Source organism: Changchengzhania lutea, assembly GCF_006974145.1.
Lineage (GTDB): Bacteria > Bacteroidota > Bacteroidia > Flavobacteriales > Flavobacteriaceae > Changchengzhania > Changchengzhania lutea.
This window is the reverse complement of record NZ_CP039456.1, coordinates 1,047,616-1,061,860: the sequence shown is the minus strand read 5'-3', so window position 1 is coordinate 1,061,860 and position 14,245 is coordinate 1,047,616. Positions and strand designations below refer to the sequence as shown.

General features: G+C 33.4%; 15 protein-coding genes. 5 read left to right on the top strand and 10 right to left on the bottom strand.

All coding sequences use genetic code 11. The features are described 5' to 3' along the window. Positions 1 to 33: 33 nt before the first annotated feature. The 10 genes from FAF07_RS04950 to FAF07_RS04905 form a co-directional block, all read right to left on the bottom strand. Positions 34 to 1,446, bottom strand: coding sequence for a T9SS type A sorting domain-containing protein (locus tag FAF07_RS04950; protein WP_185956520.1), 1,413 nt, complete (start codon positions 1,444 to 1,446; stop codon positions 34 to 36). A 65-nt stretch (positions 1,447 to 1,511) separates the two neighbouring features. Continuing rightward, positions 1,512 to 1,724, bottom strand: coding sequence for a hypothetical protein (locus tag FAF07_RS04945; RefSeq protein WP_142784061.1), 213 nt, complete (start codon positions 1,722 to 1,724; stop codon positions 1,512 to 1,514). Between the two features lie 115 nt (positions 1,725 to 1,839). Next, positions 1,840 to 2,319 carry a nuclear transport factor 2 family protein gene (locus FAF07_RS04940; RefSeq protein WP_142784060.1) on the bottom strand — a complete coding sequence of 160 codons (480 nt, stop codon included), beginning with the start codon at positions 2,317 to 2,319 and terminating at the stop codon, positions 1,840 to 1,842. A gap of 103 nt (positions 2,320 to 2,422) precedes the next feature. Next, complete coding sequence (locus FAF07_RS04935) at positions 2,423 to 3,619, bottom strand: alpha/beta fold hydrolase (protein ID WP_142784059.1); 1,197 nt, start codon at positions 3,617 to 3,619, stop codon at positions 2,423 to 2,425. 136 nt (positions 3,620 to 3,755) lie between these two features. Then, positions 3,756 to 4,130, bottom strand: coding sequence for a hypothetical protein (locus FAF07_RS04930; RefSeq protein WP_142784058.1), 375 nt, complete (start codon positions 4,128 to 4,130; stop codon positions 3,756 to 3,758). Positions 4,131 to 4,132: 2 nt separating this feature from the next. Continuing rightward, positions 4,133 to 4,537 carry a hypothetical protein gene (locus FAF07_RS04925; RefSeq protein WP_142784057.1) on the bottom strand — a complete coding sequence of 135 codons (405 nt, stop codon included), beginning with the start codon at positions 4,535 to 4,537 and terminating at the stop codon, positions 4,133 to 4,135. Between the two features lie 162 nt (positions 4,538 to 4,699). Next, the gene (locus FAF07_RS04920; protein WP_142784056.1) at positions 4,700 to 5,335 is read right to left on the bottom strand and encodes a hypothetical protein; all 636 of its coding nucleotides are present in this window, start codon (positions 5,333 to 5,335) and stop codon (positions 4,700 to 4,702) included. 159 nt (positions 5,336 to 5,494) lie between these two features. Further along, positions 5,495 to 6,298, bottom strand: coding sequence for a hypothetical protein (locus FAF07_RS04915; RefSeq protein ID WP_142784055.1), 804 nt, complete (start codon positions 6,296 to 6,298; stop codon positions 5,495 to 5,497). Positions 6,299 to 6,606: 308 nt separating this feature from the next. Continuing rightward, positions 6,607 to 6,855, bottom strand: coding sequence for a hypothetical protein (locus tag FAF07_RS04910; RefSeq protein WP_142784054.1), 249 nt, complete (start codon positions 6,853 to 6,855; stop codon positions 6,607 to 6,609). Between the two features lie 738 nt (positions 6,856 to 7,593). Then, a complete protein-coding gene (locus FAF07_RS04905; RefSeq protein ID WP_142784053.1) occupies positions 7,594 to 7,797 on the bottom strand; it encodes a CsbD family protein in 204 nt (67 codons plus the stop codon). 498 nt (positions 7,798 to 8,295) lie between these two features. On the opposite strand from FAF07_RS04905, the gene FAF07_RS04900 reads away from it, so the two are divergent. The 5 genes from FAF07_RS04900 (at position 8,296) to FAF07_RS04885 (ending at position 14,195) form a co-directional block, all read left to right on the top strand. After that, complete coding sequence (locus tag FAF07_RS04900) at positions 8,296 to 9,300, top strand: LacI family DNA-binding transcriptional regulator (protein ID WP_142784052.1); 1,005 nt, start codon at positions 8,296 to 8,298, stop codon at positions 9,298 to 9,300. A 335-nt stretch (positions 9,301 to 9,635) separates the two neighbouring features. Then, positions 9,636 to 9,785 (top strand): hypothetical protein, encoded by a 150-nt coding sequence (locus FAF07_RS18475; RefSeq protein ID WP_185956519.1) that lies wholly within the window; start codon positions 9,636 to 9,638, stop codon positions 9,783 to 9,785. Between the two features lie 122 nt (positions 9,786 to 9,907). Continuing rightward, positions 9,908 to 11,929 (top strand): tetratricopeptide repeat-containing sensor histidine kinase, encoded by a 2,022-nt coding sequence (locus FAF07_RS04895; RefSeq protein ID WP_142784051.1) that lies wholly within the window; start codon positions 9,908 to 9,910, stop codon positions 11,927 to 11,929. 10 nt (positions 11,930 to 11,939) lie between these two features. Further along, on the top strand, positions 11,940 to 12,614 hold the full coding sequence (locus FAF07_RS04890; RefSeq protein WP_142784050.1) for a response regulator: 675 nt from the start codon (positions 11,940 to 11,942) through the stop codon (positions 12,612 to 12,614). A gap of 384 nt (positions 12,615 to 12,998) precedes the next feature. Beyond that, positions 12,999 to 14,195, top strand: coding sequence for an IS4 family transposase (locus FAF07_RS04885; protein WP_246067818.1), 1,197 nt, complete (start codon positions 12,999 to 13,001; stop codon positions 14,193 to 14,195). Positions 14,196 to 14,245: the final 50 nt, after the last annotated feature.

The following is a 14,245-nucleotide window of genomic DNA, read 5'->3' as shown; positions in this document are numbered from 1 at the left end:
TTGTGCAACGATTACCGTTGTTAGCCATTCGTGTCAGTCCGTAATTACTAATTTGGCTGCCGTGATGATCTTATTTGCTTCTGTCATCTGAATGAAGTACAGTCCGCTTGGAAGATTGTCACGGAATAAAGTAACTGTCTGCCCCGAAATGTTTTTAATTTCTTTTACCACCTGTCCTTGTATATTGTAAACTGTCATAGTCACATTCTTTAAAAAACGGTCTGACTGTAAAGTTGTCTGTAGGGAAAAAGGATTTGGATAAACCGTAATGCTCGTGGAATTGCCAATTAATGTTAACCCCATTGTCGATCCCCCTAAAATTCTCGCTATCATGTTTCTTCCCGTTCCATTGTAAAAATTGAAACTGCCTCCAATAATAATATTTCCATCGCTTTGAATAGAAATAGTCAAGACATTATTGTTCGTTCCCGTTCCCGGATTAAATGATCCGTCAAGGGTTCCGTCAACATTCAGGCGGGCAATCCGATTTCTCGTAGTTCCATTGTAAGTAGTGAAAGCACCTCCAATAAAAATTTTCCCATCGCTTTGAAGGGAAATAGTTTGGACCTCGAAGTCCGTTCCTGTTCCCGGGTTAAAAGTCGTATCCAGCGTTCCGTCAACATTCAGGCGGGCAATCTGATTTATCGCAGTGCCATTGTAGGTAGTGAAAAAGCCTCCAATAATAATTTTCCCATCGCTTTGAAGGGAAGTAGCCCAGAGAAAACTGTCCGCTCCTGTTCCCGGGTTAAAAGAGCCGTCAAGGGTTCCGTCAGCATTCAAGCGGGCAATCCGATTTCTAGCAGTTCCATTGTAAGTAGTAAAATCGCCTCCAATAATAATTTTCCCATCGCCTTGAATTGAAAAAGCCCTGACAGTATCGTCCACTCCTGTTCCCGGGGCAAAAGAGCCGTCAAGGGTTCCGTCAGCATTCAGGCGGGCAATCCGATTTATCGCAGTTCCATTGTAAGAAGTAAAATCGCCTCCAATAATAATTTTCCCATCGCTTTGAAGGGAACTAGTTTCGACAGTATTGTTCGCTCCTGTTCCCGGGGCAAAAGAGCCGTCAAGGGTTCCGTCAGCATTCAGGCGGGCAATCCGATTTATCGCAGTTCCATTGTAAGAAGTGAAAAGGCCTCCAATAATAATTTTTCCATCGTTTTGAATGGAATTTGTCAAGACAAAAGAGTTCGCTCCTGTTCCCAGGTTAAAGTTGGCATCCAGCGTTCCGTCAACATTCAGGCGGGCAATCCGATTGCTCGCAGTTCCATTGTAAGTAACGAAAAAACCTCCAATAATTATTTTTCCATCGCTTTGAATGGAAGAGGTATAGACAGAACTGTTCGTTCCTGTACCCGGGTCAAAGGTGGTGTCAATGGAGCCGGTTTGTGCAAAAGTTGTAACTGCCAAAGCAATTATTGCGATTGTTGTTGTGAGGATTTGTTTCATGCTTTTTTTGTTTTAGTTCATAAATACAAAGTTTTTAATCAATATTTATTACAATAGTGCAGGTATTAAAAGTTCCCAAAAGGGTTTTTTTTCAAATTGTTTTCAGGTAAATATAGCCTTCCTCTAAGCATTGCTCCTTGAGATTTAAACTCAATATTTTTAAACGAAATAATTCCAGTTGAATTAGACTCAGGATTTAGCTTGGGATTTTGGTTATTGTTACAAGCCATTAAGTTTGCTAAAAAAACGACTGCTAGAGTTTTAATTATTTCGCCCATTACTTTCAATATTTATATTTTGTAAATTTTTAAACTTATGCTATAAATGCTAGAGTCTACTTAAAGCAACTCTAGCTTTTATATGGAGGTCTAAAAAAATTGAATACTTGTTTTTTTATTTCTGAAGAGGCGAATGGTGTTCATGTACCATTTTCCAACCATCTTTAGTTTTTACAAACAATAAAGTAATTTGATCATTTACGATTATTAAATCTTCACCAAATTTTAAATGAAAATCTGAGTGAAAAGTTAGGTTGGCAACATCACCATATACAGCTATTTGTAAATCTTTAGCATCAAATTTCACAACTTCGGTTACCGAACCAAAAACATTGCGTTCGTGAACTTCGTTAGCTTCACCACCATTTCGTGGTGCTCCGTTTTTAAATTCTGTAAACTTTGGACTGTAGGCATGAAATGAAATTAGTTTATCTAAATCGCCATCTTTAATGCTTTGTGCAATTGCTCCAAAAGTTTCCATAACTTCTTGCTTCGCTTCAGGAAATTCGTCATTGATTAGGTCAACTTGTGCTTTACAGCTAGTAAGTGCTAATCCTAAAATCAAAATTAATATAAGTGCTAATCTAGTTTTCATAATGTAGTATTTGTTTAAATGAATACTGTAAAGTTCACTAAAAACAAGTACATAGAGCTTTCAAAAAAGTTCAAAAAACATTCTAAAACGTCCAAACAACAAATTATGTTCTAATGTTATCAGATCTGTATTTTTGAGGAGGAATGTTATATTTTTCTTTAAAAGATTTTATAAAATGTGATGCGTTTATATAACCGCAATCATAACAGATTTGGTTTATGTTTAAATTACTTTCTATAAGAAGTGCTCTCGCATACTCAAGTCGTTTAGACTTTATCCATTTAGATGGTGTCGTATTAAATGTGTTTTTAAAATCTCTTTTAAACGCGGATAAACTTCGGCCACATAATTTGGCGAATTCTTCAACTTTCAAATTATATAAGAAATTTTCAGACATTACAGTTGCTAGATCTATTCCTGTTTTGCTACTTTTTTGCTTTGCACTTTGAAATTCTGATTTGTTTGGACGAATTCCGGTAACAAATTCTTCTATTTCTGCTAAAATCGGATAAGTGTCACCTGTCCAGAAAAGATGATCTTTGCCGCGATATTCAACAAGTTTAGAATTAGGAATGCGTTCTCCTAGATATCTACCTTCTTCAACAAGAATTTCTATGTCATCTTTTCTAAACAGAAGAAGCGTTGGAACTTTGATTGAGCCCAAAATATCAGTTATATCGATTTGTGCACACTGCTTATGTAAAATTAATGCAGCTTTAGGGCTTGCGCCAGAGCGTAAATAACTAGCCAACCAATCCATAAATCCATTATCATGCGCTAATGATGGAACTAAAGACCTAAGCCCATCAAGATTTCCATGTGCCCAATTGTCTTCAATTAATTTATTAGAAACTTCACGTTCTTCAACTTTAGGAGCCCAAGGGTAATCTTTTGAATACCTCCGTTTTGCAAATATTCCGAAACCAATTACTCCTAAAGTTATTTGAGGATACTTTAAAGAAAACAAAAGACTAACCGATCCTCCTTCTGAATGACTAAATAAAAATGCTTTTTCTGAATTTGTAGCATCCAATACTGCATTGATATCGTCCATTCGCTCATCCATAGTGGAATACTCATCTGAACGATCTGAAAGTCCTGTGCCTCTTTTATCGAAAATAATCAGTCTAGAGAATAAGGAAAGCCTAGTTAAAAAGGTAGCAAGCCTTGGTTCGGACCACATCATATCAATGTTTGAAACCCAACCAGGAATATATAAAATGTCAATTGATCCTTGACCTACCACTTGATACGCAATATTAAAATCACCGCTTTTAGTATATTTAGTTTTGGGTCTCATATAGTTTTATTAATATAAACTCTAAACGCACAAGGACTCTCAGAATGTGTTACAACGTGTTTATATGGAAAGTTGCACGTTTGTTTTAGCACAACACCAGCAATTTTTCATAGGATACGGTGTGGTTTTTTATTTTTTAATTCAGTTTTCGCATTGTTTTCTGAATCTGTTTAACTCGTCCGTTTTTAATTCCCATTTGAGTAAGTAAGTCAACATATTCCGAAAATTGTTTATTATATTTTTGATATTCAGCCAGATTCTCAATATAGATTTCCCAAAGTGCTCCAGCTCCTCCGAATAATTCTCGACTAATTACCAATTTCCTAAATTCCGATTCATTTTTTTTGTCAGCCGAAAGTCGGATTTGAGACAAATGGTCGACATAAAATCCAAGTCCATTGTCAATTAGAGTTTGTCCAAGTAAATCCGATTTCAGAGTCAATTCCGAAATGTTTTCTTCTGAAAAGTTAATCGGCATTTTCTTTTTTTTAAGAAAGCCAAAAAAGGCCATTTTTAAATTTCAATGTAATTTAAGTTCTCCTTTGTTAATCTAAAAAACCATTCCTGTAGGTCGTGAACGTATTTAAGTCCGATTACAGGATTGTCTCCATAAGCATTGTCGTTGTGAATAGTAATATAATATATATTTCCTGTAGTTTTTATTACCCAATCTACGTTAGTTGAAGTGTTTTTTATTTTTGAACCTTTTTCAAAACCAAACTTTTTCAACCAACTTTCATTTAATTCAATTGGTTCCCATTCTTTATTTGATATAGTTTTATTTTCACCATTTTTATCCAATGCGAAAATACTCTCTGAATCCATATCTACTATTTTACAGATTTCATTTTCAATTACAATTAATGCTCCCTTAACTAAAAAGGGATTGACATTATTTTTTACATCAAAATTTTCCATTAGGTTGTTCTTAAATCACACAACGTTTGGGCTATGATTTCGTTACGGAAAAATCCGCAGGATTCTTTCCGCTGAGAAACGAAGATAGCAAAAATGAGAGGATTTTCCGAAGGAAAATCCGTAGCAATGAATTAATAGGATACGTTGTTGACATTTCGTTTTCTATTTCCTTATTTTTAAATTTCTAAACTCACCTTTCGAGTTATAACCTGTCCAGAGTCCTATTCTATTAGATACTTGATGTGTTAATCGCTTTATTGATAATAATTCCGTGTTTGTTTTTTTATCATAAACGTAAACTTTTTTATCATCAATTTTAACCTGTATTCCAAACCAATATTCAGGTGATGGTTGGCGTGGGTATTCAGCCTCGAATTGCCCTTCAAAGTTGGTTCTCAAAAATCGCCAACTATATTTAGGATGATAGATATACTGAACAGAATGTTCTCTTCTTATTTTTTCATCAGATTTAAAATTAAATGGTCTGAAGTAAATCGCTTCGTATGTAGTGTCATTTTGAATATTAAATGCAATACCCACAAAACTTTTTCCTGGATTATTCTCTCCTTTTAACTCTAATTCAATAATCCCATCATCGAATTCCAAGCCTTTGATTATTGCAATTCCATCTCCTATTTTGCTATTCAATACCAAAGTGTTGGTGGTACTATTAATTGATATAATGTCCCTATTTCTAACATCTAAATTATCATTTGCTAAGTGGATTATTTTACTTGAACATCCCATTAGGGTTAAGATCATAAAACTTGTTGTAAATATCAAAATCTCTTTTTTCATATTATTTGTTTTGTAAATGAATGCCAACGTGTTTATGATTAGTGGCGTGTCTCGGCACTAACCATTAAAGGTACAAAACTCCGCTGGGAAATCCCATAGGATTTTCCAGATAAGCGTTGACCAAGCAATGGCTTATGCACGGCTTAGCTATAGTTATTTTCAGTTTATTTCCTGTTCAACAATGTTGTTGTTTTTGAGTAATAGAATTAAATCTTTATTTGATTTTAGTTTATCATAATATTGTTTTGCCTTTTTAGAAAAAATTTGTTCGTTATATTTTCCCAATGAACCAATAGATTCATTAGTTTGATAAAACCTCAATGAACCATCTTTTAATGGCATAATTATTATAGTTTTTCCAAACTCTAAATCAAAGTAGCGTTGATTGATTATTGCAAAGTTACTTCCGTCTGCTAAAGTCATTTGAACCCAATCAATATTACCTTGATTGGTTTTTTGTTTTCCTGTTGATAGATAATGAGGATAATTTCTCGATACTACGCTATTACTTCCGTTTTCATAGTTTAGGTCTACGGTTACCCACAATAGATTGAATTTAATCCCATACAAATCATTTTGGTCAATAACTTCTCTGTATTTATCTCTTTGATAACCAACGATAACACCTTTCAATAACTTTCCTTCCATTTCTAACTCAAGCCCTCCAAGAAAAGTTCCCACTCCAGTAGCGCCTACTTTTGTGCCATATTTAGCCACAGCTGATGGAAAATTTGATAGGGCAGGTTTTGTTGGCCATTTATTTTGTTTAACAGACTCAATATCCGCTAAAAGCATTTCCATATCCCAATCTGTTGAGTCTATATTTCTCATAGAATACACTTTCCTGTCTGAATAAGTCCAAATGCTATCGGAAACGTAATTAATTTTTTGTTCTTTTCTTTCCTTATTTTGACAATTAGTAAATAAAATTGTCAAACACAATAACAAGAGTACTTTCTTCATAATTAGAATATTTTCAATGTGTTTTGATAAAAGACTGTATTTTTATTTGTGCGTTGCAATTTTTTTCAATTCTGACTAACGTAAAATTTTCAAATTGCCACTAGATGTTGTAAATTGAGTCATGGTTTTTGCTATTTGGTATGTAGCGTTAAAAAACCAAAGATTCGGCAACATGGTATTTTACTGCCAAATCTTTGATGAATTATTTTTACCATTTTAATAAAAAAAAGTATTATCAAAATTGATGCACTGGCATGTTTTTAAATAAGTGCCTATCGAATAAAAATTACGTTATTCACAAGCTATCCTTAGAAGAATTTTATAAGCGCTCTAAACTTAATGCACAGGTTACTATATAGCGTATGATATGTAGATTCATCTATAGTCATATAATCTTCCCATTCTTGCATGTCTTCCAAAATGTCATCCCAATCAGAACACTTAAACACCATAAAATCATAACTGGCCGATTTTATAAGTGTTTCCTTGGATTCCTTATAGAGATCCATGGCTGCCTTATTGGCAGATAGAATATAGGTGATTTCAGAATGGTCCATAGGTGTGGTATGTCTGGCAACAAACTTAGTATGAATTAATTTACAATTGAGATAAATTTAAGATTATACATATATCAAGTTGAGTTTAATCCTTTATAGACAATATTCCATCCCTTATAGACAACTGTAATCACTCCATTTTGATTTCCCTTTTTCGGCTTCCTAGTTAAAAATCGATTTGATGTCGTTATGGATGCGGTCGAATTTTAAAAGTTAATTACTTCTTCTAAAGCATCATCAGCTTCTTGATTTATAAAGTTAGCTTGATTATGACCAACTGATTAATTGAGTTATAATTATTTAATTTTTATTCATATAAAATATATTTAATTGATTCAAATTACTATTTTTGCGGCAGACGAAATCAAAATGAACTATTGAATATTGTAAATAGGTCACAAATCGTCAACATTAATGAAGATATTTGGCAGTTGTACTGCTATGGTTGGGCTGATAGAGCAAGGTTACAGTCCCGTCCAGACCGCAAGTATTGCTAAAGAGCTCTGAGAAATTAGGACTTTTTTTGGCAATAATCATGACGTTGTGTTGTTAGTAAACACCCAGTGTTTGCTAAAGGTTTAAGTAGTTAAACCAATGGAAAGCTTTCCTTTTTTCTGAATAAGAAGATTGGGATGCTTTTTTGTTTTAAGGCATATCTTATTTAAAATTTATGGCACTTGTATGAATGAAAAAATCCCGTAGGGCTCGGGATTTTTTTAGCAGAAGGTTGTTAATGAACTAATCATACTTAAGATTTTCAAGAAACTCGTTTATGCGCTGTTTGGACTCCCCTGTTTTTTTTTGGATTCTGCCCAACATTTCATCTTCTTTCCCTTCTTGGTAATCGAGATCGTCATCTGTGAGGTCTCCCCATTTTTGCTTTAGTTTTCCTTTGGCAATATTCCAATTGCCTCTTGTCTTATCTGATAATGGACTGCTCATAATAATGTTATTTTAAGAATTATATAAGCCAATATGACTTACTTTTTAAAAATAATAATCAATCATTGGCTTTTTTGTCTCTATCCAAAATAAATTTGTCTTAATACGAGTTTTTTTAATATTTAATTTATGATTATCCGTAAAGGGGTCATAAAATTATAATGTACGTCAATCTGAACTTGTTTCAGAATCTCATAATGTTGTAAATCAACATAATAATGTGAGACCCTGAAGTGAATTCAGGGTGACGTGTTAACCATATGACTAAACTACATATACATTTTAATTTAGTAGCGTTAGTCTTTTGGGTTCTGGCATGTGTGATTATAATTTTGGCTAAGTCGCCATTGCATTGTTTACAGTTCTTATAATAATTATAGAAATTACATCTTTTTAAAATTGAGATAAAACCGAAATTACTCATAACTTATTTTAGCATTGATTTGATACTGCGTCTATTTTTGTAAATTGCATCATCCAACTAAGGAGTCCAATTATATGGTTACATTAAAACAGCTAGCTAAAGAATTAAATGTCTCGATTTCTACCGTGTCTAAGGCTTTGAATAACAGCGAAGAAATTGGCAAGGAAACTGTTAAACGCGTTAAAGAGCTGGCTAAGTTGTACAACTACAAGCCCAATAAGGTCGCGCTTAGTTTAAAGCAGAATAAAACAAAAACTATAGGGGTTATTATTCCTAATATATTAAATCACTTTTTGGCAAAAGTCCTTTTTGGTATAGAAAGAGAAGCCACGTTACTGGGTTATAATATCATCACCTGCATTTCGAATGAATCGTTATTAAAAGAAAAGCAAAGTTTACAGTTATTAGCGAACGGCAGTGTTGATGGATTTATATTATGTGTAGCAGAAGAAACGCAGATTAAAAACGAAGTCAATCATTTTAAAGATACGATGGCGCAAGGTTTACCTATCGTTATGTTCGATAGGGTGGCGCACGACGTGATGTGTGACAAGGTGATTGTGGATGATTTTGATTCGACTTATAATGTCACGAAGCAGTTAATGGCTGAAAACCGAAAACATATTGCATTTATAAGCAACATTGATGATCTAAGTGTTGGTAAATTACGAGAAAGAGGCTATAGGAAGGCTATATTGGAATCTGATAACTATGAGGCTATTATTCTAAAAATAAAAAGAAAAGAGGATTCACAGAAGAAAATAAAATCATTTTTAAAGAAGAATAAATCTATTGATGGTGTTATTGCTGCAGATAGTTCCTCTGGAATTATTGCTATAAATGTAGCGATAAATTATGGGCTTAAAATACCAAAAGACATGTCGGTCGTGGGGTTTGCAAGTAAGGCCACCTCGATACATTCCATACCACGGCTCACCACTATAAGGCAACATGCAAAAGTTATAGGAGCGAATGCCACACAATTACTGGTAAACAGGCTACAAAACACTTCTGCGCGTGAAGATTTTAAGACCAAAATAGTGAAAACAAGTTTGTTAAAAGGGGATTCCACGCGATAATAGTATGTTATTTTTAGGCAAATAACGCATTTAATCTATGAAATATGTATTTTGTCGATAAAATAATGATTTATCGATAGGCATATCTATTTTAGCTGTTCTTAATTACGACAATAAGTATTTCCCCTCAGTAATTTAAGATACATTAATCCATTCAATTTTTGACTTTTAGTCATATTCCCTCATAGTTTTGATAAATCTGTGCGCATTATTGTGTATTCGATTTTAAAGTTAATTATCCATTTTTTCCCTCAACCAAGATTTTGAATTTTGAAAGTCTGGTCAATTATTTTTTAACAAAGAGAAAAACTGTATAACCTTAAAATTGAATAGATATGAAATCCCTAAAAATTATTTTAATTGTTACTGTATTATTTGCATCTCTAACCTCTTGTGTAAAACAAGATTTAAATGAAGATGAAATGTTAGTTGCTGAACCAACAGAAACAACTTATACTGGTGGTGGTGTTAATGAAGGCGAATAAGCCAATATAAAAAGTTTATTAAAAAATTTAAATACCCTTTATAAATTTATAAAGGGTATTTTCTTTTATATAAATTGAAAAATTATAAATACATTTGAAGGAATCCATTATTATTTTACAAGTTGAAATTAAGATTATTACAGATTGTATTCATAGTTATCTCTAAAGTAACATTTTCACAATCTGGTGAAAAATCAATTGTAGATTCCATTATTATTTACAATCAATCTTTGAGAGACCGAAGCGAATTATCTATGGAGGATAGATTGAAAAATGCTAATCGATCTAAGCATCTGTCTTTCAAATTAGGTATCGACTCACTTATTTTAAAATCTAATAAAAATTTATCCGCTCTCTTTTGGGACACTAATCAATTTGGACTTTATAAACAGGTTAATTTTGAAAACAGCCTTCTTTCGCAAAAATTAAATGATTCACTCTCCTTAGCCGAAACTTATGCTAACCTAGGACGTTATTATAGAGTAGAAGCAAAATCAGACAGTGCCTATCACTATTATTTCAAAGCGGAAAAACTTTATAAAGGACTAGATGAGAGATTTCATGCAGCTTTTGTACTACTGAGAATAGCATTGATCCAGAAAGACGAAAAAGATTTTGGAGGTAGCGAAGTTACTTCAATAAATGCATTGAGTTTATTAGAATCGTTGGATGAAAATGATGATGTTATAAAACTTAAATCATTTATTTTTAACAGCCTTGGTATGGTTTTTAATCAGCTCGAACAATTTGATGAATCTATATCGTATCACCAAAAGGCTCTAGAATTAAAAAACAAGCTGGATGGCAATAATATGGCTACCATAGACAATTCAAAAAACAACTTAGCCAATACCTATAAAAATGCCCATAAATTTGACTTGGCATTAATGTATTATAATCAAATACTCGACAATAAAAACCTTATTAATGAACGTCCAGATTTTTATGCACTGGTTTTAGACAATTATGCCCATACCTTATATTTATCAAACAATAGAGAGCGGCTACCGAAGCTCTATTTAAAGGCACTTAAAATAGCAGATAGTATTGAGGATAGAAGTTACAATTCTATAATTATAAACCAACATTTAGCAGAATTCTATAATAATATAGAGAACCAGGATTCTGCTAAATATTATGCTTATAGAGCGAAAGATATATCTAAGGAATATCACAATGACGACTTATTAAAGTCACTTTTACTTCTATCAAAGATTGAAGAGGATAGTTTGGCAGTGAAACATTTTAATGAATACATCACTTTAAACGACAGCCTACAAAAAAATGAAAGAAAATTACGGAATAAATACGCGAGAATCCGTTTTGAGACACAACAAATTGAAGCAAAGAATGTAAAAATAACAAAACAACGAATGTGGCTTACCGTAATATCTATAATACTGGTTATTGCGTCCTTAATGGTTTATATTATAATCACTCAAAGAAATAAAAATAAAGAGCTTAAGTTTATTCAGAAGCAACAGGAGACCAACGAAGAAATTTATAATTTAATGCTTTCCCAGAACGAAAGTATTGAAGAGGCCCGGGCTTTAGAGAAAAAAAGAATTTCTCAAGAATTGCATGACGGCGTACTCGGACGTTTATTTGGTACGCGTTTAAATTTAGATAGTTTAAATATGGGTTCAACTAAAGAGGCCATACAAACACGTGAGCAATACATCGCTGAACTTAAAACCATTGAGGAAGATATAAGAAAGGTATCACATGAATTAAATACTGATTTTGTTTCTGGATCTGGATTTATAGATATCATAAAAACTTTAGTTGAAACCCAAACGAATGTCTACAAGTTGTCATATAACCTAGAGCATGACGAGACTATTAATTGGGATCAAGTATCCAATAAAAATAAAATTCACATTTATAGAATTGTGCAAGAATCGCTTCACAATATCTATAAGCATGCCGATGCTAAACATGTTAATATTAGTTTTAAACTTAAAAATGATGTAATTTGCTTTACTATCACTGATGACGGCTCAGGATTTGATGTTAATAAGGCTAAATCTGGAATTGGTTTAAAAAATATGAATTCCAGAATAAATGAAATCAACGGAAAAATACATATTACTTCAGAAAAAAACGAAGGCACTACAGTTACAATAGAAATTCCCCTAACCTAAAATATATTGCATGACTGAAATGATTAAAATATTGATGATTGATGACCATCCTATGATTATAGAAGGGTATCAAAACACCTTGTTATTTACCAAAAGAGACAATCAAGAATTGGATATTGATATCGCCAATAACTGCGATGAGGCGGTATTATTGATGAATAAATCCTTAGAGTCCAATACCTTGTATGATGTGTTGTTTGTCGATATCAGTCTGCCACCTTCAACAGATGGCGTGATGACATCAGGAGAAGACTTAGCAGTCTATGCAAGGTCTATTTTACCAAATGCTAAAATTATTATTTTAACCATGTTTAATGAATCGTTTAGAATTCATAACATAATAAAAACCATAGATCCAGAAGGCTTTTTAATAAAAAGTGATTTAACCTCAAGTGAGCTGGCAAGTGCATTTCAAGCCGTGCTCAATAACCCACCCTTTTATAGCGGTACTGTGAATAGCCATATAAGAAAGGCCATTACCACAGATATTGTCATTGACGAGAAAAACAGGAAAATTCTGCATTTACTTTCTCAGGGTGTGAAAACAAAAAATTTATCTTCTCATTTAGACATTTCATTAAGCGCTATTGAAAAGCGAAAAAAGCAATTACGGGACATCTTTGATGTTCAGGATGGCCAGGACGAAACGCTTATTGGTGAAGCCAGAAAAAAAGGCTTTGTTTAGTTGTAGAAACCTTCCTTCAAATTATGTTAATGTTTTAATTTTATGGCTTTTTTTTACCCCTAAAAACTCAAAGTATATTTGGGTTTTCCAGCTTACCCGTAAAGGTGTTACGGGTTTTCCGCAGTTCGAAGATGAAGCTAATACTTATATTTGAATATCAACACTTCAAAATTTGATAATCCCTCAATTTTTTTGTTGATAATAGCAATTTACATTACCCTATGGACCTGAGAGACCCATAGGGTTTCTTCGTCTTATAAAAAAATTCAGTAGCATCCGAAAGTCGCTATTTTAAAAAGCCCTCAGAATCTCTTATTTTAGGGTTCTACGAAAAACTTTTCAAATATGGGACTCTTCAGGTGAAACAAAAATACCAATAAACCAATAATTCGGCAACTATTAGATTTAGTACCACCTTGGTTAATTAAAAGTTGCACAAATACTTACAAAACGGACAAAGGTGTTCATAAATACAGAACATACGATCAGTTTGTAGCTCTAACTTTCGGACAGCTCAATAAGTGCCAGAGCTTGAATGATATATCGGCAGGGATCGGAGTAAGCGAAATTTTCATAAACGACTTGGGCCTGCGCCAAAGCCCTGCGCGTTCCACAATGAGTGATGGCAATAAAATCAGGGACTGGCGCGTGTTTGAGAGTTTGTATTATCGTTTATTGAGCCATTATAAATCAGTGCTGAAAGAACATCACAATACCCACATCATAAAAGAGATCAAGGGCAAGGTTGTTAAACTAATAGATAGCTCAACGATATCCTTATGCTTGGCCATGTTTGATTGGGCAGAGTTTCGGACAGCAAAAGGGGGCATTAAATTACATACAAGTTGGGATTACAATTTAATGATACCGGATGTGGTAAATATTACAGAAGCAAAGGTGCACGACAGATATGGGTTAAAGCAATTGATTTATCCTAAAGACACCATTATAGTTGAAGATAGGGCTTATTTTGATTTTGAACTGATGCTCAACAGGATAAAGGCAGAAAATGTATTTGTTACCAGGATCAAGTCCAATACGTTGTACCAAACGATAGAAGAACTAGAATTACCGGATAACGTTGACCAAAATATACTGAAAGATGAAATAATCCAACTGACTTCAAACAAGGCAATGGAAACAGGGATTTCAGGACAAAAACTAAGATTGGCACACGTCTGTAAAGAAGATGAAAACAAAGTGATAGCCATTGTTACAAACCAACTTGACCGGGAATACAATACCATTGCGGAACTGTACAAGAAACGTTGGGACATAGAACTGTTTTTTAAAGCCTTAAAACAAAACCTACAGGTAAAGACCTTTTGGGGAACCAGTGAAAATGCAGTAAAGTCCCAAATATATGTAGCCCTGATAAATTATCTGCTCTTAGAGCTCATAAAACGAACTATCTCCAAAAAAGCAGTTGCTTTTTCCAATTTATCAGAAAAAATAAGATTCTGCCTGTATCATTATCTATCACTGGATTATGTATGCAATCACGTAAGAGAAGGCGTGCGTAAGGTCACGTTTACTACACAAAAGGAATGGGTGTTTGACGCAGACTTATTTTCTGGATAATCTAATATTTTAAACGAAAACATTGGGATAGACCTATGATTTCTGCTTTT

Coding starts and splice junctions, on each gene's coding strand:
- FAF07_RS04950 (WP_185956520.1), bottom strand. CDS start 1,446: ATGAAACAAATCCTCACAACAACAATCGCAATAATTGCTTTGGCAGTT.
- FAF07_RS04945 (WP_142784061.1), bottom strand. CDS start 1,724: ATGGGCGAAATAATTAAAACTCTAGCAGTCGTTTTTTTAGCAAACTTA.
- FAF07_RS04940 (WP_142784060.1), bottom strand. CDS start 2,319: ATGAAAACTAGATTAGCACTTATATTAATTTTGATTTTAGGATTAGCA.
- FAF07_RS04935 (WP_142784059.1), bottom strand. CDS start 3,619: ATGAGACCCAAAACTAAATATACTAAAAGCGGTGATTTTAATATTGCG.
- FAF07_RS04930 (WP_142784058.1), bottom strand. CDS start 4,130: ATGGCCTTTTTTGGCTTTCTTAAAAAAAAGAAAATGCCGATTAACTTT.
- FAF07_RS04925 (WP_142784057.1), bottom strand. CDS start 4,537: ATGGAAAATTTTGATGTAAAAAATAATGTCAATCCCTTTTTAGTTAAG.
- FAF07_RS04920 (WP_142784056.1), bottom strand. CDS start 5,335: ATGAAAAAAGAGATTTTGATATTTACAACAAGTTTTATGATCTTAACC.
- FAF07_RS04915 (WP_142784055.1), bottom strand. CDS start 6,298: ATGAAGAAAGTACTCTTGTTATTGTGTTTGACAATTTTATTTACTAAT.
- FAF07_RS04910 (WP_142784054.1), bottom strand. CDS start 6,855: ATGGACCATTCTGAAATCACCTATATTCTATCTGCCAATAAGGCAGCC.
- FAF07_RS04905 (WP_142784053.1), bottom strand. CDS start 7,797: ATGAGCAGTCCATTATCAGATAAGACAAGAGGCAATTGGAATATTGCC.
- FAF07_RS04900 (WP_142784052.1), top strand. CDS start 8,296: ATGGTTACATTAAAACAGCTAGCTAAAGAATTAAATGTCTCGATTTCT.
- FAF07_RS18475 (WP_185956519.1), top strand. CDS start 9,636: ATGAAATCCCTAAAAATTATTTTAATTGTTACTGTATTATTTGCATCT.
- FAF07_RS04890 (WP_142784050.1), top strand. CDS start 11,940: ATGACTGAAATGATTAAAATATTGATGATTGATGACCATCCTATGATT.